A 21,998-nucleotide genomic window follows, 5' to 3' on the forward strand; every position below is an offset into this window, starting at 1 on the left:
GCCTCATGGCGCAGGGGTGGAATTTATTTTTTCTAATTTCTCTCGGCTGATGATGTAATTTCGCAAAACAACACCTTTCCTACCAGGTGACCCGAGATCACGACCATTCAAAATGAACTTAACACCACCGGCATTCCCAAGAATGAAATTAAAATTATCCCTCGCTTTCAAAGTCAAACTTATATTCGGTGGCATCAAAAATTCCTTAACAGTAGAACTATCAATCATAACGCTTATCCAAACAGAATCAGTTGATATAACTTTCAATTCAAGGCTATCTTTAACGCTTTTCTCTTCGGCTTTAATTTCAGTTTTAACCTCTTTTTTCACACCTTTTGAAACTTCCTCAACCGCTGATTCAAAACTCTTCTTTTGAACCACTTTTTTCTCCCCCTCACCTAAACCGACAAAAGCGATTATCACAATGAAAAGAACAACAACTGCCCCAATGATCCAAATTACATTTTCAGAAACGAAAGTGCCGATGTCAAACTCTATCTTTTTAACCGCTGGTTTTTCCTCTTTTTTAACTTTAAGAGCGGAAACCTCCGCGTCATATTGTTTTATGACCTCATCGGGGTTCAAGCCCACCACCCTCGCATAACTTCTAATAAAAGCCCTAACATACGGCTCGGGAGCGAAATCAAAAACCCCACTTTCTATATTCTCAAGAAACTTCTCACTTATCCTCGTCTTGTTTGAAATGTCCCTCAAGGTTAAATTTCGTTCCATACGTGCGTCCCTTAATCTCTCTCCAACGCCCATGTCATGCCTTTTTAATTGTCCTTTTCAAAACATAATCTAACAAAATTAATTTTTTTATTCAAACTTGCCTTTGGGGATTTTTCAAGTGAATTTGATTTTAAAACACCCGAATTTTATATTTTTCAAAAAAAGGAAAAATGAAAACCCTTGGAAAAGACAAAAACTTCCTCTCAATCCCAGAGGAATTCTCAAACCTTGAAAAATCAAAAATAGTCATAATTCCTGCACCATACGAACATACAACAAGCTACATAAAAGGGACAATTCTCGGACCTGAAAAACTGATTGAAGCATCCCATCAAGTTGAACTCTACGACGAAGAATTTGACATTGAACTTTATAAAACAATTGGAATTGCAACACTTGAACCGCTTGACTTTACTGAACTCAGGGATGAAAAGGCAGTTGAACTTGCTTATAAAATCGCACTTGAACTATTAAAACAAGATAAATTCCTTGTAACGATTGGAGGTGAACACACAATTGCTATCGGTCCGATAAAAGCATATTCAGAGGTTTATAAAAATCTCACAATTCTTCACTTTGACGCTCACTCGGATTTAAGGGATGAATACGAGGGGAATAAATACAGTCACGCATCAGCTATCGCCCGTGCGTTTGAGTTCAATAAAAATATCGTCCAGGTTGGAATAAGAGCCCAAGATATATCTGAAGCAAGGTTCATAAAAGAAAACGGGATAAAAACTTTTTATGCCTGGGAGATAAAGTCCGGAAAATACAACAAAGATGGAAAAACTTGGCAGGATGCGGTCGTTGACGAATTAAGCGAAAATGTCTATATAACATTTGATCTTGACTATTTTGACCCATCGGTCATGCCAGCCGTTGGAACACCCGTCCCAAATGGTCTCTATTGGGACGAAACAATTGAACTTTTGAAAAAAGTCGCCGACTCAAAAAACATCGTCGGTTTTGACATCGTTGAACTTTGCCCTTTGCCAGGGCTTGAATATCCAAATTTCATATCAGCATTTTTCACGAACAAACTTCTCAACATAATTTTCGCCAATAAAATTAAAAACTCAAATTGAGCAACAAAACATACATAATTGACGGTTATAATCTAATTCATAAATCCAAAAAGTTGAGCAAGGTTTTCGCCTCAAACATAGAGCGTGCCCGTGAAGAGCTCGTTTCAATGTTATCTGATTTCTTCTCAAAGAGAAAAGAAGAATGTATCCTTGTTTTTGACGGGAAATTGAACATCACAAACGATCTCTCAACTCCCTCCGTGCGAGTTATATTCTCGCACCCGCCAGATAAAGCTGATGACCTGATAAAGAAAATCATAATGAACCAAGACCCGAAAAGAAGAAAAAATTTTATCGTCGTTTCCTCCGACAACGAAATAATAAACTGTGCGAAAGCGTGCGGAGCTGAGAGAATTTCATCGGAAGAATTTCTAAAAAATTTATCTTCAAGGGAAAGGACAAATGAAGAGGAAGAGAAGCCGTTCGTGAAACTCACTGAGGAAGAAATAAAAAGAATGCTTCAAAGATGAAGGCACTTATAGTTGAGGACAACGATGAAGCGAGGAAATTGTTAGCAGAACTCCTAAGAGGATCGGGATTTGAAATAGTTGAAGCTGAAAACGGAAAAATAGCGCTTGAAATTTTAAAACAGAAAAAAGATTTTGACATCATAATCTCCGATATTTTGATGCCTGTAATGGATGGATTTAAATTCTGTTACGAGGTTAAATCAAACCCGGAATTGAACTTCATCCCTTTTGTCTTCTACACCGGGAGTTATATATCAGCCGAAGATAAAATGTTCGGTTTAAAACTTGGCGCGGATGACTACATAACAAAGCCGATAAAATTTGAATCCCTTCTTGATAGGATAAATAAAGTGATTGAGAGAAAAGCAATCAGAAAGCCAGTTGCGGAATTTGAGGAAGCAACCTATCTGAAAGAATACAACGAACGCTTAATACATAAGCTTGAGGAGAAACTAATTGAACTAAACCAAGCATATGAACAGATAAAAGAGAAGAACAAGGAACTTGAAACGATCAACTTAATCCTCACAGCAATAAATTCCACAAAGAATATCAAACATCTTTTAAAGCAAATTTCAAAACCGTTCTCGGAAATTTTTGATGCAGATGCCGTAAACTTTTTCGTTTTTGATAGAACGAAAATTTCTCTCAAACTCGTTTTTTCATTCACAAAGTTACCCGATGAGAACATCTTTGAGAAACACCCGGAGCTTCCAATTGGCGATGACTTCGCCACTGAAATAATGAACCAAAAACTGATAATCTACCATAACATCGGCAAGGGGAGCACAAAGGTGAGAGGGGAAATTTTTAAGAGCGATTTTAACTCCTTCGTTGAGGTCGCTTTAAGGGTAAGGGATAAATTCATCGGTTCAATTGAACTTGCATTCAAAAGGGATGATGCCTCACTTGATGAGTCAAAAATTTCAATCCTTGAAATGTTGGCGCAACAGATCGCAATTGGAATTGATAATTTGACGCTGTTTTCTGAGTTAAAGGAATCGGAGGAAAAATACAGAACTTTTATCCATCTTACCCCCGCTGGTTTGATAGTAATTGACGACAAAATGAACATATTATTTTCAAGTCAAAAAGCGAACGAAATTTTCAAATGTGAGCTTGAAGGTAAAAATTTGAAGGAGTTTTTAAGATCTTCAACAATTGAAGAGTTTTGTAAATATGATTTTGAGCAAGTTGAAAAGACCTTTGAAGCAACATACAACGGAAAGTTTTTACTAATCTCAGCCACGAAAAAACTTGACGACCCAAAACTTGGAAAGTGCATACTCGTTGTAAATGATATAAGCGATTTCAAAAGATTGCAAGAGGAGAAAAGAAAAGTTGAAGCAAAGCTTTGGCAGGAATATCGCCTTGCTTCAATTGGACGTCTTGCGGGAGGAATCGCCCACAATCTTAAAAACCCGCTTGCGGTTTTAAACCTCGGTCTTCAATCTTTAAAAAGAAAGGGAATTGAAACGGAACAAGTTGAAAGATTGCTGAAACAAGTTGATAGGATAAACCAGATAATTGAGAACCTATCGTTAAAAACAAAGGAAGAAATTGAAAAGAACAAAAAAAGATTTGATTTAAATCAGCTTTTACAAAGGGAACTTGAAACGCTTGAATTTGACCCGTTTTATAAACATCATGTTGAAAAAGTTTTCCAATTCTCTGAAAAACCAATCATAATTGAAGCTGTATATTCAGACTTTTCAAGCGCATTTTCCCATATTTTAAGAAATGCCATTGACGCTATGCTTGAAACAGAACGGAAAGTTCTAACTGTTAAAACTTGGGAGGATGAGCAAAATATCTATGTTGAAATAATTGACACAGGAATTGGAATGACGGATGAAATTAAAGAAAAAATTTTTGAGCCATTTTTCACTACGAAAACATCTGACAATTTCACTGAAATTAAAGGAGTTGGACTCGGTCTGACGATAACATATCAAAATTTGAAAAGATACGGCGCTGATTTTGAGATAGAGTCAGAGATAGGCAAAGGGACGAACTTCAAAGTTATAATCCCAAAAAGAAATGTCGGTGCATTTTGAAATGATTTTATACAGATACATACTTCGCTTGCATATTGGTCCATTTTTATTTTCATTTTTCACATTGATTCTCATCTTCCTTCTGCAATTCCTTATGAAATACATTGATCAACTCATCGGGAAAGGGCTTGACGTTTGGGTTATAATTGAGCTAATCGTTTTAAATCTTGCTTGGATAGTCGTCCTTGCTGTTCCGATGTCGGTTTTGATTGCTGTTTTGATGGCTTTCGGTGGGCTTTCCGCAAATAACGAAGTAACCGTAATGAAATCAAGCGGTGTGAGCCTTTATAAAATGATGTTGCCCGTTTTAATTGTATCATTTTTGATAACTTGGCTACTTATAATCTTCAATAACGAGGTTCTCCCGGATGCAAATCACAGGTTAAAGGTTCTTATGATAGATATACACCGAAAGAAACCAACGCTTACGCTTAACCCTGGGATATTTTCAACCGATGTGACTGGTTATGCGATACTTGTAAGAAAAACACATGAACATACGAACGAATTTGAAGATGCGACGATTTACAATTATTCCGACCCGATGAAGCAGATCGTGATTACAGCCAAGAAGGGAAGAATTTCGTTTACGCCCGATTACAAGAAATTGATAATGGACCTTGAAAATGGCGAAATACACGAACAAGATGCGGAGAATAAAAACATCTACAGAATTGTGAAATATGAAAAATATAGAGTTGTCATGGAAGTTCAGGGTTTTGGGTTTGAGCGTTCCTCGGGTAATGCATTTCAGCGTGGCGACAGAGAATTGAGCGCAAAAGATATGTTAAGGATAGTTGACAGCTTGAGGAACATACAGAGAAAAATTTACGAGAGTTTGAATTCAATAGCATTGACAAATTTCAAAAACCCGTTTGAAGGTAAAACGATTCTTCCTACTTCATTTTATCAACGACCGAGGGTTGATTCTGTAAGTGATTACGAGGCAATGGTATCAGCGTCGCAAAAGCTAATAAGTTTGAACGCCATCTTAAAAAACTATATCACTCAAATTGAATACTATGATCGTTCAATTGACGCTTATATGGTTGAGGTTCACAAGAAATATGCTATACCATTTGCTTGTGTTGTCTTTGTTTTAGTTGGTGCACCTCTTGGGATGATGGCAAGACGAGGGAATTTTGGAGTTGCTGCAAGCTTAAGCCTTGCTTTCTTTCTTTTCTACTGGGCTTGCTTGATCGGTGGCGAAAAACTTGCCGACAGAGATATATTATCGCCTTTCTTGAGCATGTGGATAGCAAATTTCGTCGTAGGGACTTTGGGAATCTATCTGACGATACGCATGGGAAAAGAATCCATGATCATTGATTGGTATAGCATAAAGGAAATAATACCACCAAGGATAAAGACATGGCTTGGAATCCCAGAAGAAGAAATTTTAACCGACAGATATGCAAGATAAAATCAAAATAATTGACATATACACGACAAAGCAATTCTTACAGATGATAATTTTCGGGCTCATCGCCTTCATATTAATTTTCATCTTAGTTGACCTTATGGAAAACCTTGATGATTTCATAGACCAAATGGTGCCCACCTCAATAATTTTGAAATATTATCTCTACTTCACGCCTGAGATAATAAAGCTTACACTTCCTGTTGCAGTTTTACTTTCTTGTCTTTTCACGACTGGAAGAATGTCAAATTTGAATGAACTCACAGCGATAAAGGTTGCGGGTGTAAGTTTATATAGGTTTATGCTTCCATTTCTTGTGATCTCTTTTATTTTAAGTGTGATTTCAGTTTATTTCAACGCTTGGGTCGTGCCAAAAACGAACAAGAAAAAGTTGAACCTTGAAAGGGTCTATATGCGAAAACATCTTGAATCGTGGGGGAAATATAACATCTACATTCAAGACACATACACGCGGTTACTTTCCATCGGATACTTTGACGATGAATCAAACACAGCTCATAGGGTTGACATTCAGGACTTTGACTCTCTTGATGTCACTAAGATAGTAGCAAGATATACTGCCCCTGCTATGAAATGGGACAGCACACGGGATAACTGGTTGCTTATAAATTGCACATATCGTAAATTTGTAGACGGAAGGGAATTCTTAAATAAACTTGACACTTTAAATATCGGCAAATTAAATTTTAAACCGGTGGACATCAAACGCAAACAGATGAAACCGGATGAGATGAACGCAGATGAAATGTCGGAGTTTATCAAGGATCAAATAAGAAGCGGAAATGACCCATCAAGATGGTTAACTGATTATCACTCAAAGTTTGCTTTCCCGTTCTCAAACTTTATCGTTGTTCTCTTTGGCGTAGCGCTTGCCTCACAGAAGAAAAGAGCTGGTCTGGCGATGGAATTCGGACTGAGTTTATTAATAGCGTTCATCTATTTCATCTTTATGAAAATAAGCACATCCTTTGGTTATGCTGGACTTTTGAATCCATTCGCATCGGCATGGCTTGCAAACTTTGTCTTCCTTATTTGTGGAATAATCGTCATTCTAAAGGTTAGAAAATAAAAAAGAGAGATAAAAATGGGACAACAACAACTTCTTCTTCTGGTTTTGGGAGCAATTGTCGTAACCATATCTATAGCAGTGGCGATAAATGTTTTCATTTCAAGGTCCGGAGCAATAGCTGAACAATATCTCAACGATACGATAAACGACTGCTTAAGAATTGGTCAGCTTGCACAGGCTTGGGCGAGAAAACCAGTTGAACTTGGAGGCGGTGGATGGTCGTTTGAAAACTTCCAGCTCTCATATGTAAGCTTTCCTGAATCTACTAACTATGCAAAATATGAAATTAACCTTGCTACAAGAGATAGTATGATTATAGTTGGTCTTGTTACAACTGGTCAAAAAGTAGCTGTCACAGTTACGCACCACGAAATAAGCAAACCGAGAATATCAAGGTAAATTAAAACGATTCGCTCTGATAGATTATTTTCCCACCGAGAACGGTCATTAAAACACTTACATCTTTTATCCTTTCGGGTGAGATTTTGAATATATCCTCTGATAAAACTACAAAATCAGCAAGCTTTCCAACCGAGATTGAACCTTTTTCATTCTCAGCAAATTCAGCATAAGCATTGTTTATAGTATAGCACTCAACAGCTTCTTCAACCGTGATTTTTTGTTCAGGAAACCAACCCTCTGGATGTTTTCCATCAAGCGTTTGCCTTGTAACAGCTGCATAGATCCCAAGAATTGGGCTCAACGGTGCGACATTCCAGTCACTCCCAAAACAAAGCTTAACCCCACTGTCAAGAAATGTTCTGAATGCATAACTTGTTCTGCATCTTTCCTTACCAATTCTTTTCTCAGCCCATCTTCCATCATCAATTGCATGATATGGTTGCATTGATGCTATGACATTTAACTTCTTAAATCTTTGAAAGTCCTTCGGATGAATATGCTGAGCGTGTTCAATTCTAAATCTCCTATCCCATGTTGGATTTTTCTCAACGATTTTTTCAAAAATTGATAAAACCAAGCTATTTGCGCTATCACCGATCGCGTGGATTGAAAGTTGAAGTTTTGCCTTATCAGCTTCGGTAGCCCATTTTTCAAGACGACCATCCTGAACTATATCCGTTGCAAGACCTCGCGTATTTGGGTCTTCATTATACGGGTCAAAGAAAAGCGCTGTCATTGAACCCAATGAACCATCAGCGAATGCTTTTAAAGAGCCAATCCTTATAAACTCATTTCCAAACGGAACCTGAATTCCTAACTTTGCAAGGTCTTCCCATTGTGAAATAGGTAACCGTAAATAAACCCTTATTGTAAGCTCTCCCCTTTTGTAAAGCTCTTGATAAGCCCTTAAATCATCGCTCGTCCCGATGTCATGGATCCCTGTAAGTCCAAGTTTTTTTGCCTCCTCAAGTGCAAGCTTTATCGCATTGATTCTCTCCTCAAGTGTCGGCTCAGGTATGACCCTATAAACAAGCGACATTGCCTCATCCTTAAGAATTCCTGTTGGTTCACCATTTTCATCCCTTACGATCAAGCCCCCAGGTGGGTCTGGGGTTTCACGCGTTATCCCAGCAAGTTTCAAAGCAGCCGAATTTGCAAGCCCCATATGCCCATCATATCTTGTCACAAAGACAGGATTTTGCTGAGTAAACTGATCAATCCATTCCTTTCTTGGAAGTTCCCCTCCCCAAAGTTCATGGTCCCAGTCGCCACCTGTAATCCAGCGCCCGGGGTTTTTCTCAGCGTATTCCTTTATTCTTTTGGCAAATTCATCAGGCGTTTTAGCATCTCTTAAATCAACACTCATCAATTGAAATCCACCACTGACAAAATGAGTATGGTCATCAATGAAACCAGGCAACATAAGACGACCCTTCAAATCAACAACTTTAGTATTTTTACCTGCGTATTTTTTAATCTCCGTGTTTGTCCCAACACCGATAATTTTATCACCGAGGACTGCAACCGCCTGTGCGATCGGCTTTGATTTGTCAACTGTCCAAATTTTCCCGTTGATGAAAATTATGTCTGCTTTTGGCATTTGAGAGATGAGAATTTGTTGTGAAATGAAAAAGGCAAGGATAAAAATTTTAAATCTCATAAAGCCATTTTCCTTAATTTTTACAAATAATTTATCAACCTTTTGCTTCTTATTTTCTCCAGAATTACCCTCGCAATATCAAAACTAGCGGTGTGCGATAATTTAATTTTGCTTCGTATCTCTTCTATGTCCAACGTAAGGGCATCTCCTCTCTTCTCATTTGTTTTGAAATCGCTAAACCATCTTCTATGTTCTTCAAATTCCTTGCTCATTCAAGGCTCTTTTGAGTTAAGGAGGTTCATCTCCATGTTTTTTAACCTTTCACAGATAAAATCACAATATTCTGGAACAATTTCAAACCCCAAGAAATGCCTTTTCAAAGCTTTTGCAACTACGACAACCTGTCCCGAACCCAAAAAAGGGTCAAAAACGATATCACCTTCGTCAGACGCATAAAGAATTATCTTACGAACAAGGGCGGTAGGTAACTTCGTCGGCGTCTTTATCTTTCCCGTCCAATACTCCCTATTTATTATCCAGACATCCTCAGGATAGTGTTCTATCTTGTTGAACTTATATCTTTCCTCATCCTTGGCAACGAAAAGTATGTGGTAATGACTTGTGACGAACTTTCGCTTCGTGAAAACACCGAATTGATACTTCCAGATGATATGATTTATCGTTATAAAGCCGACCTCATCAAGCGCATTTAAAATGTCTTTTAAATTCGTCCAACCAGAGAAAACAAACATTGATCCAGTGTTCTTTAATACTCTATAAGCTTGTGAAATCCAATTAATTGAAAATTCATAGTATCTCTCCTTTGGAATTTCATTGTAACCTTCAAGAACCCTTGTTTTATCCCTATTATAGTTTGATCGCTTGGCTTTGAAATCAATTGCAAAAGGTGGATCAGTTATAATAAGATCAATGCACCCATCGGGCAATTTTTTCATAAGTTCAAGCGCATCACCGCAATAAATGTTGTCTATTTCAAATTCACCAAGTTTCACATCAAATCATCTATTTATTTCAAGTATCTTATATCTGACAATCCCAGCTGGGACCTTTACTTCAACTATTTCACCGACGCTTCTGCCAAGCAAACTTTTACCTATCGGGGATTGAATAGAGATTTTTCTCTCCGCTGAATTCGCCTCTTGAGAGGAGACAATAGTATATTCTATCTCTTGATTAGTGTTGAGATTCAGAACCTTAACTTTGGAATAAAGATAAACTTTATCCGTTGGCAAATCTTTTGTGTCTATTATCCTTGCTCTGGCAAGTGTTTCCTCCATCTTTTGAATTTTCATCTCAAGCAATTCCTGCTCATACTTTGCTGTTTCATATTCTGAATTCTCGGATATATCGCCATGAGCCCTTGCCTCAGCTATTTTTCTTGCTACCTCAGCTCTTCCCTTCGTTTTAAGCTCCCGAAGTTCACGCTGTAATTCTTCATATTTTTCACGCGTCAGATAAATTATATCTTTTTTTTCTTTCGCCATTTTTATCCGCTCTTTTATTTTTATTTAAACTCTAACTTTTAACCAGTGTTTCTTTATCACTTCAATTGATGGTTTACCATATGGAGAAAAATCCTTTTTAAGCGAATCACTTTCCAAATTCGCATTCCAGTTCCAAATGAAAACACCATCAACAAAATTCAGCTTGGAAATCATTTCAAGCGCTACATCATAACATAAGCTTTGTTCATCAAGGTCAAGGGCTTCTCCGATCTTCCATGGTTTCATACTCGCGCCATCCGTCGCAGGATAGCCGATCTCCGTGAAAATCAATTTTTTATCAATGTTTGACTCAACAAACCAACTCTTTAAATCATTCAAATAAGGTTGCCAACCCAGAACAATTTCATCATAAACTGGATCAGGTTTATTTGAAACTGGAGCAAAAAAATCTATCCCAACGAAATCTACCTTATCCCAAAATGAAACATTCCTATATTCATCAAAATTTGAAGCATAGATAATTTTACCGCTGTACACATTTCTTACGCTTTCAATCAAATCGGACCAATGCTTTTTCTCACCGCTTAATCCTGAAAGTTCCGTGCCTATGCAAAGCAACTCAACGCCAAGCATTTCGCTAACCCTAGCATAGTTTAAAACATACTTTGAATAATTCCTAAACCAAGCGGAAACATCAAATGGTTTTATCTTTGTCCTTGAAACATCATCGTTAGAATCAACATGAATTTTAAGCATCACACCAAAACCTTTCGTATGGGCATACTGAACGATTTGAGAAATAGAATAAATGCTCGGGCTCTTATTAATATCTTCAAACACTGCTGTATCAGAGAAATTTTTCTGATAAAGCGTAACGACAATTGAAACCCAGTTTGCACCGGATGTGCTCATTGTGTCAAACGAGGCCCTTGCGTAATCACTTCCATATTCAGTCCTTTTCCAAGAGACGAAGTTAAAACCTCTTTTGTAAATTTGAATTTTTTCAGTTTTCTCGCCTTTGACCGTTACGATAAAATCACATCCATTTAAAATGAACAGGATGAAAATTAAAGCTTTTCTCAATCTGTAGTTGATCAAACCTGTGTCCCACCAACTGTCATTTCACTTACAAGAATTGTTGGTTGTCCAACCCCAACTGGCACATATTGACCATCTTTGCCACAAGTTCCGGTCCCCTTCTCTATTTCAAGGTCATTTCCAACGCCGATAACTTTTCTCATAACCTCTGGACCATTTCCAATTAAATTAGCACCGCGAATTTGATGTGTTATCTCTCCATTTTCAATTAAATATCCCTCGTTTATCTCAAAGACAAAATTTCCACTGACTATATCAACCTGTCCACCGCCAAGCGACTTGGCATATATTCCGAACTTAATACTTTTAATGAGGTCGGATGGGTCATCTTTTCCAGCGTCAATAAATGTATTTCTCATCCTTGGAAGAGGATAATGTCTATATGATTCCCTGCGACCGTTTCCTGTGGATTCAAGATTCAAAAGTTTCGCGTTCAATTTATCAAGCATGTAATTTTTGAGAACTCCGTTTTCAATTAAAACCGTTCTCTGCGTTGGCGTTCCTTCGTCATCAATTGCAACCGAACCTCTTGAATTCGGCACAGTCCCATCATCAATTATTGTTACAAGCTCTGAACAAACCTTTTGTCCCAATTTACCGGAATAAACCGAGATACCTTTCCTATTGAAATCGCCCTCAAGACCATGTCCAACAGCTTCGTGAACGAGAACACCACCCCAACCCGATTTGATTAAAACCGGGAAATTTCCCGCAGGCGCTGGTTTAGCATAAAGCTTTGAAACAGCTTGTTTTGCTGAGTCAACGCCAAATTTCTCTGGCGGGTTTTCAAGCAAGAAATCGTATCCATATCTTCCACCAAGATAACTCACCCCCATTTCCCTCAAGCCATCGGAGATAGCAACCGAGGTTATAAAAATTCTAAACAAAGAATCATCGCTTTCAACACACACCCCTTCGGAATTTGCAATCCAGAAATATCTCGCACTTTCAAAATAATTTATATCAACTTGTTTTATTCTACCGTCATAACTTCGCGCTGAGTCGTTCGCACGCCAAAGCCATTCAATTTTTTTATCAATGTCAAGAAGATAAATCGGTCTTTCAACTTGAAAATTTTGCTCAACTCTCTTTCTCGCCTCAAGATTTACTGCTTTGTTTCCAATCCCTGAATCAGCCACATAAGATGCGACATCTGCAACTTCAAGAATCTTTTCAAACCTAAAGTCATCGGTGTAAGCATATCCCGTCTTAGACCCTGAAATCACCCTGATACCAAGTCCAGGGGATATACCGTAGTTTAGGGATTTAATTTTGTTTTCCGATAAATTTATCGCGAGTTCAATTCTATACTCAAAATATATCTCTGCAAAATCACCACCCTTTGAAAGCGCCCTTTCTATCACTTTTTTCATTTGGGATGGCTCAAGTATTTCGGGATAGGAAAACATCATTTCTTCTCGTTATCGTTTTTTTCGTTCATCAGGATCAAGTGACCGAGTTTATCTCGCTTTGTCCTCAGATAATTTATGTTTACCTGATTGGGTTCAATCTCAATCGGAACTCTCTCAACGACTTCAAGACCATAACCAGCCAGTCCGACAATTTTTTTGGGATTGTTCGTCAAAAGGCGCATTTTTCTCACTCCAAGATCAACGAGTATTTGCGCGCCAATTCCATAGTCTCTCAGGTCGGGCTTAAAACCAAGCATTTCGTTTGCTTCAACAGTGTCTTTCCCTTCATCTTGCAATCTATAAGCTTTAATTTTATTGACAAGCCCAATTCCCCTTCCTTCTTGTCGCATATAAAGCAACACTCCTCTTCCTTCCCGTTCAATCATCTTCATAGCTGAATGGAGCTGTTCTCCACAGTCACATCTAAAAGAGCCAAAGACATCACCAGTGAGGCACTCCGAGTGAACACGGACAAGGACTGGATCGCCATCGTCAATTTTCCCTTTAACAAGAGCGACATGGACTTTCCCATCGGTTAAACTTTCATAAAGGTGGAGATCAAAGAATCCATATCTTGTTGGAAGTTTTGTTGTTGTTATTTTTCTTACGAGTTTTTCTCTTTTAAGCCGATAGCTTATGAGGTCTTTTATGGTTATAATTTTCAAGCCGAATTTTTTTGCGATTTTAAATAGGTCTGGGACGCGAGCCATCGTTCCGTCGTCATTCATAATCTCACAAAGCACGCCCGCTGGATAAAGCCCAGCAAGGCGCGCAAGGTCAACTGCTGCTTCAGTATGCCCAGCTCTTCTCAAAACCCCACCTTCAACAGCTTGAAGTGGGAAAATATGCCCAGGTTTGGCAAAATCGCTTGGCTTTGAATTTGGATCAACAATCGCTTTTATTGTCGCTGCTCTATCAAAAGCGGAAATGCCAGTTGTAGTTCCTTTCAGATAATCAACGCTCACAAGAAAAGCCGTCCCGTGCCTTGCCGTGTTAAACTCAACCATCGGTTCAAACTCAAGCTCGCGAGCCCTATTTTCAGTTATCGCAACACAAATTAAACCGCGACCATACTTAGCCATAAAATTAACGCTTTCTGGCGTCACCTTTTCAGCTGCCATTATAAAGTCACCCTCATTCTCCCTGTCCTCATCGTCAACAACTATCACAATTTTCCCAGCGCGTATGTCTTCAATCGCTTCATCTATCGTGTTGAATTTCTCCATTGGCATCATGTCTTCACCTCCATTATCGTTGATTAAAAAATTTTAGGGACAGATAAATCTGTCCCTTAAAGAAAAAGCAACAAAAAAGAAATTTTAATTTTAACCCTCACGAGTCACAACAGCGATTGCTGTCTTCTCAAATTTTATCTTAACCCCATCATCAACCTCAAGCAAAACCGTCCTATCATCAAGCCCGACAACTTTCCCATGGATACCGCTTGAGGTTATTACCTTGTCTCCCTTTTTGAGGGATTCAATTAGTTTCTGATGTTCCCGTGCTCTCTTTTGCTGGGGTCTAATTATGAGAAAGTAGAAAATCAAAAATATCGCAAGAAACATTATAATCGTACTGATCAAACTGCTCGTCGCATCTGGCTGAGCTTGAATTAAAAAAAGCATAACGCTTATCCTCCGACATTAATTTGCACACCAATTTGGTTTTAAGATAAAAAAACGAAACGAGATTTCAAAATTTTTTTCTTGCAAAATGCATATCAAATTTGTATATTTTAATAAACTCATTGGCAAAGAAAGGTTTCGGAAATGGACGATCTTGGCAAGCAAATAAGTTTGATTCAACCATCGTTCGTTTCTTACTTTGTTTCCTTCCAAGTTTACTTTTACGCTTACTACTTCGCCCAGTGGTGGCGCAACCACTGGGCATAAACACCCCTCACAACAATATCGCCTACTTTTAAATTCATATCAAATCAAAAACAAAATTAAAGGAGGTAAAAACAAATGATCGTTGTTATGGAACCTGATGCAACCGAAGAGCAAATCCATAATGTGATAAAAGTTCTAAATGACTACGGCTTTGATGTCCACAGGTCAACTGGCGTTTCAAGGACAGTGCTTGGGGCCATAGGTGTAAAACCAGAATTTGATCACAGAAACATTCAGCTTTTACCAGGGGTTGCAGAGGTTTACAGAGTAACCGAACCTTATAAACTTGCGAATCGTGCTTTTAAACACGAAGGCACACTCATTGAATTAAAAGGCGTCAGGATAGGAAGTAATATTGAAGAGGTCGTTGTAATGGCTGGACCTTGTGCGGTTGAAAGCGAAGAGCAAATTTTCACAATCGCTAAATTCGTTGCCGAACAAGGAGTTAAAATTTTAAGAGGTGGTGCATTTAAGCCCAGAACTTCACCTTACTCATTTCAAGGGCTTGGCGAACAAGGGCTTAAACTTCTAAGAAGTGCCGCTGATGAATACGGACTTCTCGTCATAACCGAGGTGCTTGATACAAAAGATATCCAACTTGTGGCAAAATATGCCGATATACTCCAAGTAGGTGCGCGAAATATGCAAAACTTCGCCCTTTTAAAAGAACTTGGAAAAATTGATAAACCAGTTATGTTAAAACGTGGGATGTCCGCAACAATTGAAGAGTGGTTGATGGCTGCTGAATACATTCTCTCAGGTGGTAATCACAAAGTTATCTTATGTGAAAGAGGAATAAGAACATTTGAAACATCAACAAGGAATACGCTTGACATAAACGCCATACCTGTGGTCCACAAAAAAAGTCACCTCCCAATAGTTGTTGATCCATCTCATGCAACAGGGCTAAGGGATAAAGTTATACCAGTTGCAAGAGCAGCTGTTGCTGCTGGAGCGGATGGTTTAATAATTGAAGTTCATCATCAACCAGAAAAAGCAAAATCGGACGGACCTCAATCACTTTACTTTGAACAATTCGTCCAACTGATGAAAGAGGTCAGGAAAATAGCCGAAGCAATAGGAAGAAAAATAGCATAAATTTACTATGTTTAGAAAAATTTCAATTATCGGAACAGGCTTAATTGGCGGTTCGCTCGGTTTGGCATTTAAACAAATGAGAAATTTAAAAGTAGTCGGTTTTGACACTAATACGCAAGCGCTTGAAAAGGCAATTGAAATAGGCGCAATTGATGAAGGGATAAGTTCAATAGAAAACGCTGTGAATGATTCTGATGTGATTTTCTTGTGTACCCCACTTAACGAAATTATAAAGTTGCTTCCGTTGGTTTCAAAATTTGCCAAACTTGGGACAATAATAACAGATGTTGGTAGCGTAAAAAAAGCAGTGCTTGACGCGGCAAAAAATATAAAAAACGATGTCTATTTCATCGGCGGACACCCAATGGCTGGCTCAGAAAAAAAAGGCATTTCATACGCTGATCCTTTTCTCTTTCAAAATGCCGTCTACGCACTTTGCCCAGGTCCAGATGTGCCGATAAAAGTCATAAACGATTTAACAATTTTGATAAAATTAACCGGAGCCAATGTCGTATTAATTGACCCAGAAATTCACGATAAAATAGCTGGATACATAAGCCACTTGCCACAATTGCTCGCTGTCTTGCTAGTTAACACCGCTGGCGATTTGGGAACTGAATACCTAACACTCGCTGGCGGTGGCTTTAGAGACCTTACAAGAATAGCATCAAGCCAATTTGAAATATGGAACGATATAATTTCACTAAACAGAGAAAAACTCCTTGAGGCAATTGATGCCTTTATAGTTGGACTTAACAAATACAAGTCATATCTTTTGAACAACGAAATTGAAAAATTTAGAGATGAATTTGACAGGGCTTTCAAACTTAGAAACGAGATACCTTTAACCGCGAAAGGTTTTATACACAAACTATATGATGTTTTTATCGTGGTTGAGGATAGACCCGGGGTTTTGAGCAAAATTTCCACTGCACTTTATGAGGGCGGGCTAAATATAAGAGACATTGAACTCCTGCGCGTCAGAGAAGGCATTGGTGGAACTTTCAGAATTTCATTTGAAAGCGAAAGGGACGCAAACAAGGCGATTGAAATAATAAAATCACTCGGTTACAAGGTCTTCACGAGATGATTGAAAAATTTTTGAACATATTCAAGAAAAGAAAAGAAGAGGAAACGCTTGAAATAAAATTAACACCACGAACACTCATTGTCCTATGTGGCGTTGCCGGTAGCGGTAAATCAACCTTTGCCAAAAAATTCTTCAAAAAAACACAAATCGTCTCGTCCGACCATTGCAGAGCAATGATATCAGATAACCCAGCAAACCAGGCGGTTTCAAAACATGCCTTTGATTTGTTTTATTTCATCATTGAAAAAAGATTGCTCGTGGGTCGGCTCACCGTAGCGGATGCAACATCTCTCTCCAAAGAAACAAGGCAAAAACTGATTGAAATCGCAAGAAAATACGGCTTTAAAGTCGCAATAATCGTCTTTGACATACCCATAGAAATCTGCATAGAAAGAGACCAAAAAAGAAAACGGAAAGTAGGTGAGGAAGTGATCAAATATCAATATGCAAACTTCATTGAAGCAAAGAAATCAATACCGACGGAAGGATTTGACGAAATTTTCATCCTTAACGAAAAAACGCTTGACACTGCAATAATTAAAATCATCCCTACTCAAGCAAGTCCAAATAACTCAGCAAGTTTTTGATTACGTTTTAAAACCGTCATCAAGAAATTTTGCATTGAATAAACCTCAACAGCAAAGGCAAGGAAACCAAGGTATCCGAGAAGTGGCATTTCAAAAATTTTCGGTCCCGCAAATGGGATCGGCACAGTATAAATCCACCTTCCTATAGCCCAATAATTCCAAAACTCCCAAAGGATTCCACAAATTAGACCAGCTAAAAAAAGTGATAAAAGCGTTGTCATCTTCCCAGATTCAAACTCTCGGAATAAGCTCTCACCACCAAGTTTATAACTTATCGGCTCAAGCAGAAACGCAAACCCAACCCAAACAAGCGCAAAAAGATAAGAAGCAACTTCAGATGGTAAAACCAATGGAATTACAAGGCATAAAACTCCAACGATAAAGTAAATGGTTAGCTTTGTGTCCGTTGTTTTAGAGGGTTTCTTGTTCAAATTTTTAAACAAAGGATTTACAAGTTGGTTCGTCTCAAGTATCGCTGGGAAAATAGTCGCAAAAGACCAAACATAACCAAATGTCCTCGCAAGAGCGCTATCAGGTAAACCGACATAAAACCAATTTTTAAGGTGAAAATTATATGCCTCAAAAATCAACCAACAAAGCACAGACCAAGGCAACATCAAGATGAATTCATTTCTACGATTTTTTATGAGTGAGTTTCCGTAAAGCTTGAAATTCAACGCATCAACAAAGAGAATGTAACCAGTCCAAACTATCGGCGTGAAATAAATTCCAACAATTTTAACCCCCATAAAAAGCAAAATTTCAGCAAGTATGATTATAAAAATGCCGATGTATCCATAAAATGGCATATCCTGCTTTCAAATTTTTTTTAACTTATTTCAATATCATTGGGAAGTTCGTTAATATCGTCTGGTTTTATCGGAAAATGCGCGGAAAGAATTTTACCAATCTCATCCAAACCGAAAAGAAGTCCATCAAGATATTTACCTTCTTTAAATTTCTCAACCATCTTGTCGGCGATTTTCTGCCATGTTTCATTCTCAACCTTTGAGTTTATACCTTCATCTGCAATTATTTGTAGTTTCCTTTCAGATAATAAAAGAAAAATTAAGACGCCTGTCTTGTCCCTTGTTTTATCCATTCCGAGCCGATAAAACTCCCTCAATGCGATGTCAAAGATAGAAAGTTTTCTTTCAATCAAACTTCTTTTTTCACGGATTGAGACGCGAACCTCACCGCTTGTACTTTTCTCTATCTGTGCGATTTTTTCCGAAATTTTTTTCAAATCATCATTTGTGAAAATTTCTCTAACCTTAAGCATACGGGATTTGTGTTAATTTTATTTACCAGCTACTACTTGCTCCTCCGCCTCCGAAGCTTCCGCCACCGCCTGACCATCCACCACCTCCGAAACCGCCGGATGAAAACCCACCCCATCCTCCTCCTCTTCTTCTTTCACTCATTGAACCAAGCAACCACATCCAAAATAAAGCTGAGTCATACCCAGACGAATGAACGCTATAATGCCTAACGCCACGGATAAGCGACAAAATAAAGGTCAAAAAAATGAAAGCAATAATGATCAAGACGAGAATCGCTCCGAAACTTGTCTCAGGGCGTTTGCGAGGATCAGCTTTAAACTCACCTTTTGTAGCGGAAATTACCGCATCAATTCCTTCATTTATGCCGTTGAAATAATCACCCCGCCTAAATTTAGGGCGAACTATATTTCTCAAGATTTGATCGCAAAGCGCATCTGGCAATGCACCTTCAAGACCATAACCAACTTCAAGACGCATCTTCCTATCTTGAATCGCTATCAAAAAAAGAACGCCGTTGTCTCTTCCCTTTTGACCGAGTTTATTCTCTTCAACAACTTTCATTGAGAAGTCCTCAAGATCTTCCCCTTCAAGAGAAGGTATAATCAAGACAGCAATTTGATTCGTAGTCTCCTCTTCAAATTTTCGTAACTTTTCTTCAAGGAAATTAACCTGTTCCGGTGTTAAGACACCGACAAGGTCGGTCACGCGCTGTCTTAACTTTGGGATTTCAATCGCAAAGGAAAACGATACAAGCAATAAAAGAACCAAAAAAGCGGAATTTAATCTTCTCACATCGCAAATGTTTTTGTTGTAGAGCAAAATTTTATCCTCGTCCGTCAACTCTTTCCTTTTCAATCGCCTCCACAACAGCAATAGCTGCCATGTTGACTATCTCACTGACCTCGGCACCCGTTTGAAGCACATGAACTGGTTTCTTCATCCCCATAAGTATAGGACCAATTACATCAGCGCCACCAATTCTATAGACAAGTTTATAAGCGATGTTAGCTGAGTTCAGGTCTGGGAATATCAGAACATTGGCTGGACCTTTGCCTTTAAGAGTTGAGAACGGATACATTTCATCAATTATCTCTGGAACGACAGCGGTATCTGCCTGCATTTCCCCATCAACGATTAAGTCAGGGGCTTTTTGCCGTATGATTTCAACCGCCTTTTTAACCTTAAGCGAATACGGGTTCTCGGTGCTTCCGAAGTTACTAAACGAAAGCAAAGCCACAACCGGCTCAATATTAAATCTCCTTGCCGTCTCAGCCGAAGCTATCGCAATTTCGGCGAGTTCCTCCGGTGTTGGATCAATATTTACGGTCGTATCAGCAAAGAAAAATGTCCCCTTCTTTGTAATCATTATGTAAAGACCCGAAACCCGTGTAAATCTCTCATCCATTCGTATTATTTGAAGCGCTGGGCGAATTGTGTCCGGATAGTGAGATGTCAAACCAGATATCAAACCATCCGCATCACCCATTCTAACCATCATTGAGCCGAAATAATTTGGCAAAGTCATAATTTTATACGCTTCTTTCAATGTTACACCCTTGCGCTGACGCAAACGATAATACTCTTGAACATATTCTTCAAATCTCGGATACTTCATCGGTTCAACGATTTGAATCTCTTTCAAACTTAATTTATTTTCCTCTATCCTTTGCCTTATCACATTTTCAGAACCAATCAAAATTGGCTTCGCTATTCCCTCATCAATGAGGATTTGACTTGCTTTCAAGATTTTCACCTCTTCTCCTTCAGGGAAAACGATTCTCTTTGGATTTCTCTTAGCTATAGCAAATATCGGTCTCATTATTTCCCTTGAGATACCAAGACGAACCTCAAGTTGATGTTTATATTCCTCCCAATCTTTTATTTCAACTCTTGCGACACCGCTTTCAATTGCTGCCTTAGCCACGGCTGGCGCAACCCAAGTTAAAACTCTTGGATCAAACGGCTTAGGGATTATGTAATTTCTTCCAAATTCAATTTTCTCTCCACCATAAGCCCTTATCACGGAATCCGGAACATCTTGCTTCGCAAGTTGTGCCAGTGCACGAGCAGCAGCAAGTTTCATCTCCTCGTTTATAGACCTTGCCCTAACATCAAGCGCCCCTCTAAATATAAATGGAAAACCAAGGACATTGTTAACTTGATTCGGATAATCTGACCTTCCAGTTGCCATTATGATATCGTCTCTTGCCTCAATTGCATCTTCATAGGAAATTTCTGGATCCGGGTTCGCCATTGCGAAAACAATCGGATTGTCAGCCATCGTTTTAAGCATTTCCTTCGTAACGACATTTCCAACTGAAAGTCCAACGAAAACATCCGCCCCAACAAGCGCATCTTTAAGCGTTGCTCCATCGGAAAATTTATCTGTCGCAAATTCTTCCTTGTAAGGATTCATATCCTCTTTTCTTCCCTTGTAAATAACACCCTTCCTATCGCACATAACTATATTTTCCTTTTTAACCCCGAGCAATACATAAAACCTGGCACAAGCAATCGCAGATGCGCCCGCGCCGTTAAAGACGACCTTAACTTCATCAATTTTTTTACCAGCAAGCTCAAGTGCATTCAAAAGCGCAGCTCCACTTATTATCGCAGTCCCATGCTGGTCATCGTGAAAAACGGGGATATTCATCCTTTTTTTCAACTCTTCCTCAATGTAAAAGCATTCCGGCGCCTTGATATCTTCAAGGTTTATCCCCCCAAATGTCGGTTCAAGCGAAGCAATTATCTCAATCAACTTATCAGGGTCTTTCTCGTTTATTTCAATATCAATCGCATCAATATCAGCAAATCTCTTGAAAAGGACCGCTTTCCCCTCCATCACTGGCTTTCCAGCAAGAGCCCCGATGTCCCCAAGCCCCAAAACCGCTGTCCCGTTTGAAATAACCGCAACAAAATTCCCCTTCATTGTATACTCATACGCAAGGTCAGGATTCTTATAAATCTCCCTGCACGGCTCCGCAACCCCAGGTGTATAAGCAAGCGAAAGGTCCCTTTGCGTCAAACACGGTTTTGAAGGAATAACTTCAAGTTTACCTTTCCTCCCTTTACTGTGATACTCAAGAGCTTCCTCACGACGAACTTTGACTCCCATAGTAAGGTCCTCCCCTTTAAAATTTGTTTTTAAGATGTGCGAGGTGCTTCTTTAAATTTTTCAAATCTTTTTCCATTTCCTGCGAAATTATATTTTTCATA

At 38.7% G+C, this 21,998-nt stretch carries 23 protein-coding genes; 10 read left to right on the plus strand and 13 right to left on the minus strand.

The features are described 5' to 3' along the window. Positions 1-3: 3 nt before the first annotated feature. Complete coding sequence (locus tag FKZ43_RS04280; protein WP_140944646.1) at positions 4-765, minus strand: helix-turn-helix domain-containing protein; 762 nt, start codon at positions 763-765, stop codon at positions 4-6. 137 nt (positions 766-902) lie between these two features. Here FKZ43_RS04280 and speB point away from each other — a divergent pair, with 137 nt between their 5' ends. From speB to FKZ43_RS04310, 6 genes are read left to right on the plus strand one after another with little or no spacing between them, the layout of a single operon-like run. Beyond that, positions 903-1,817: an agmatinase gene (gene speB, locus FKZ43_RS04285; protein ID WP_140944647.1), complete on the plus strand. Its 915-nt coding sequence runs from the start codon at positions 903-905 to the stop codon at positions 1,815-1,817. Beyond that, positions 1,814-2,287, plus strand: coding sequence for an NYN domain-containing protein (locus tag FKZ43_RS04290; RefSeq protein WP_140944648.1), 474 nt, complete (start codon positions 1,814-1,816; stop codon positions 2,285-2,287). The genes speB and FKZ43_RS04290 overlap by 4 nt, the downstream gene beginning before the upstream one ends. Then, positions 2,284-4,344 carry a response regulator gene (locus FKZ43_RS04295; protein WP_140944649.1) on the plus strand — a complete coding sequence of 687 codons (2,061 nt, stop codon included), beginning with the start codon at positions 2,284-2,286 and terminating at the stop codon, positions 4,342-4,344. Before FKZ43_RS04290 ends, FKZ43_RS04295 begins: the two co-directional genes overlap by 4 nt. A 1-nt stretch (position 4,345) precedes the next feature. Next, complete coding sequence (locus FKZ43_RS04300; protein WP_140944650.1) at positions 4,346-5,767, plus strand: LptF/LptG family permease; 1,422 nt, start codon at positions 4,346-4,348, stop codon at positions 5,765-5,767. After that, a complete protein-coding gene (locus FKZ43_RS04305; protein ID WP_140944651.1) occupies positions 5,757-6,854 on the plus strand; it encodes an LptF/LptG family permease in 1,098 nt (365 codons plus the stop codon). Before FKZ43_RS04300 ends, FKZ43_RS04305 begins: the two co-directional genes overlap by 11 nt. Before the next feature lie 15 nt (positions 6,855-6,869). Beyond that, complete coding sequence (locus FKZ43_RS04310) at positions 6,870-7,253, plus strand: hypothetical protein (protein WP_140944652.1); 384 nt, start codon at positions 6,870-6,872, stop codon at positions 7,251-7,253. A 1-nt stretch (position 7,254) separates the two neighbouring features. On the opposite strand, the gene FKZ43_RS04315 is transcribed toward FKZ43_RS04310, so the two are convergent. From FKZ43_RS04315 to yajC, 8 genes are all read right to left on the minus strand, one after another. After that, positions 7,255-8,916: an amidohydrolase gene (locus FKZ43_RS04315; RefSeq protein ID WP_235894684.1), complete on the minus strand. Its 1,662-nt coding sequence runs from the start codon at positions 8,914-8,916 to the stop codon at positions 7,255-7,257. 20 nt (positions 8,917-8,936) lie between these two features. Next, on the minus strand, positions 8,937-9,128 hold the full coding sequence (locus FKZ43_RS04320; protein ID WP_140944653.1) for a hypothetical protein: 192 nt from the start codon (positions 9,126-9,128) through the stop codon (positions 8,937-8,939). Then, the gene (locus FKZ43_RS04325; RefSeq protein WP_140944751.1) at positions 9,129-9,812 is read right to left on the minus strand and encodes a DNA-methyltransferase; all 684 of its coding nucleotides are present in this window, start codon (positions 9,810-9,812) and stop codon (positions 9,129-9,131) included. A 63-nt stretch (positions 9,813-9,875) separates the two neighbouring features. Beyond that, positions 9,876-10,361 (minus strand): transcription elongation factor GreA, encoded by a 486-nt coding sequence (gene greA / locus FKZ43_RS04330; RefSeq protein WP_140944654.1) that lies wholly within the window; start codon positions 10,359-10,361, stop codon positions 9,876-9,878. Between the two features lie 24 nt (positions 10,362-10,385). After that, positions 10,386-11,420, minus strand: coding sequence for a glycoside hydrolase family 113 (locus FKZ43_RS04335; protein ID WP_140944655.1), 1,035 nt, complete (start codon positions 11,418-11,420; stop codon positions 10,386-10,388). Then, a complete protein-coding gene (locus FKZ43_RS04340) occupies positions 11,417-12,793 on the minus strand; it encodes a TldD/PmbA family protein (protein WP_181180252.1) in 1,377 nt (458 codons plus the stop codon). Before FKZ43_RS04340 ends, FKZ43_RS04335 begins: the two co-directional genes overlap by 4 nt. Before the next feature lie 35 nt (positions 12,794-12,828). After that, the gene (locus FKZ43_RS04345) at positions 12,829-14,067 is read right to left on the minus strand and encodes a bifunctional 3,4-dihydroxy-2-butanone-4-phosphate synthase/GTP cyclohydrolase II (protein ID WP_140944657.1); all 1,239 of its coding nucleotides are present in this window, start codon (positions 14,065-14,067) and stop codon (positions 12,829-12,831) included. A gap of 90 nt (positions 14,068-14,157) precedes the next feature. Continuing rightward, complete coding sequence (yajC, locus tag FKZ43_RS04350; RefSeq protein ID WP_140944658.1) at positions 14,158-14,457, minus strand: preprotein translocase subunit YajC; 300 nt, start codon at positions 14,455-14,457, stop codon at positions 14,158-14,160. A 144-nt stretch (positions 14,458-14,601) separates the two neighbouring features. Here yajC and FKZ43_RS11650 point away from each other — a divergent pair, with 144 nt between their 5' ends. From FKZ43_RS11650 to FKZ43_RS04365, 4 genes are all read left to right on the plus strand, one after another. Beyond that, entirely contained in the window at positions 14,602-14,724 is a 123-nt protein-coding gene (locus FKZ43_RS11650; protein ID WP_268904359.1) for a hypothetical protein, read from the plus strand. A gap of 75 nt (positions 14,725-14,799) precedes the next feature. After that, positions 14,800-15,822, plus strand: a complete 1,023-nt coding sequence (aroF, locus tag FKZ43_RS04355) for a 3-deoxy-7-phosphoheptulonate synthase (protein WP_140944659.1) — start codon at positions 14,800-14,802, stop codon at positions 15,820-15,822. 7 nt (positions 15,823-15,829) lie between these two features. Beyond that, a complete protein-coding gene (locus FKZ43_RS04360) occupies positions 15,830-16,912 on the plus strand; it encodes a prephenate dehydrogenase (protein ID WP_140944660.1) in 1,083 nt (360 codons plus the stop codon). Beyond that, positions 16,909-17,499 (plus strand): AAA family ATPase, encoded by a 591-nt coding sequence (locus tag FKZ43_RS04365; RefSeq protein ID WP_140944661.1) that lies wholly within the window; start codon positions 16,909-16,911, stop codon positions 17,497-17,499. The genes FKZ43_RS04360 and FKZ43_RS04365 overlap by 4 nt, the downstream gene beginning before the upstream one ends. On the opposite strand, the gene FKZ43_RS04370 is transcribed toward FKZ43_RS04365, so the two are convergent. The 4 genes from FKZ43_RS04370 to pta are packed head-to-tail and all read right to left on the minus strand — an operon-like array spanning position 17,466 to position 21,897. Then, positions 17,466-18,308, minus strand: a complete 843-nt coding sequence (locus FKZ43_RS04370; protein ID WP_140944662.1) for a hypothetical protein — start codon at positions 18,306-18,308, stop codon at positions 17,466-17,468. The genes FKZ43_RS04365 and FKZ43_RS04370 overlap by 34 nt on opposite strands. 20 nt (positions 18,309-18,328) lie before the next feature. Beyond that, positions 18,329-18,781, minus strand: a complete 453-nt coding sequence (locus FKZ43_RS04375) for a TPM domain-containing protein (RefSeq protein ID WP_140944663.1) — start codon at positions 18,779-18,781, stop codon at positions 18,329-18,331. A 22-nt stretch (positions 18,782-18,803) separates the two neighbouring features. Further along, the gene (locus FKZ43_RS11405; RefSeq protein WP_181180253.1) at positions 18,804-19,637 is read right to left on the minus strand and encodes a TPM domain-containing protein; all 834 of its coding nucleotides are present in this window, start codon (positions 19,635-19,637) and stop codon (positions 18,804-18,806) included. Continuing rightward, positions 19,606-21,897, minus strand: coding sequence for a phosphate acetyltransferase (gene pta / locus FKZ43_RS04385; RefSeq protein ID WP_140944664.1), 2,292 nt, complete (start codon positions 21,895-21,897; stop codon positions 19,606-19,608). Before pta ends, FKZ43_RS11405 begins: the two co-directional genes overlap by 32 nt. Between the last annotated feature and the right edge of the window lie 101 nt (positions 21,898-21,998).

This window comes from Candidatus Thermokryptus mobilis, from assembly GCF_900070205.1.
GTDB lineage: Bacteria > Bacteroidota > Ignavibacteria > Kryptoniales > Kryptoniaceae > Kryptonium > Kryptonium mobile.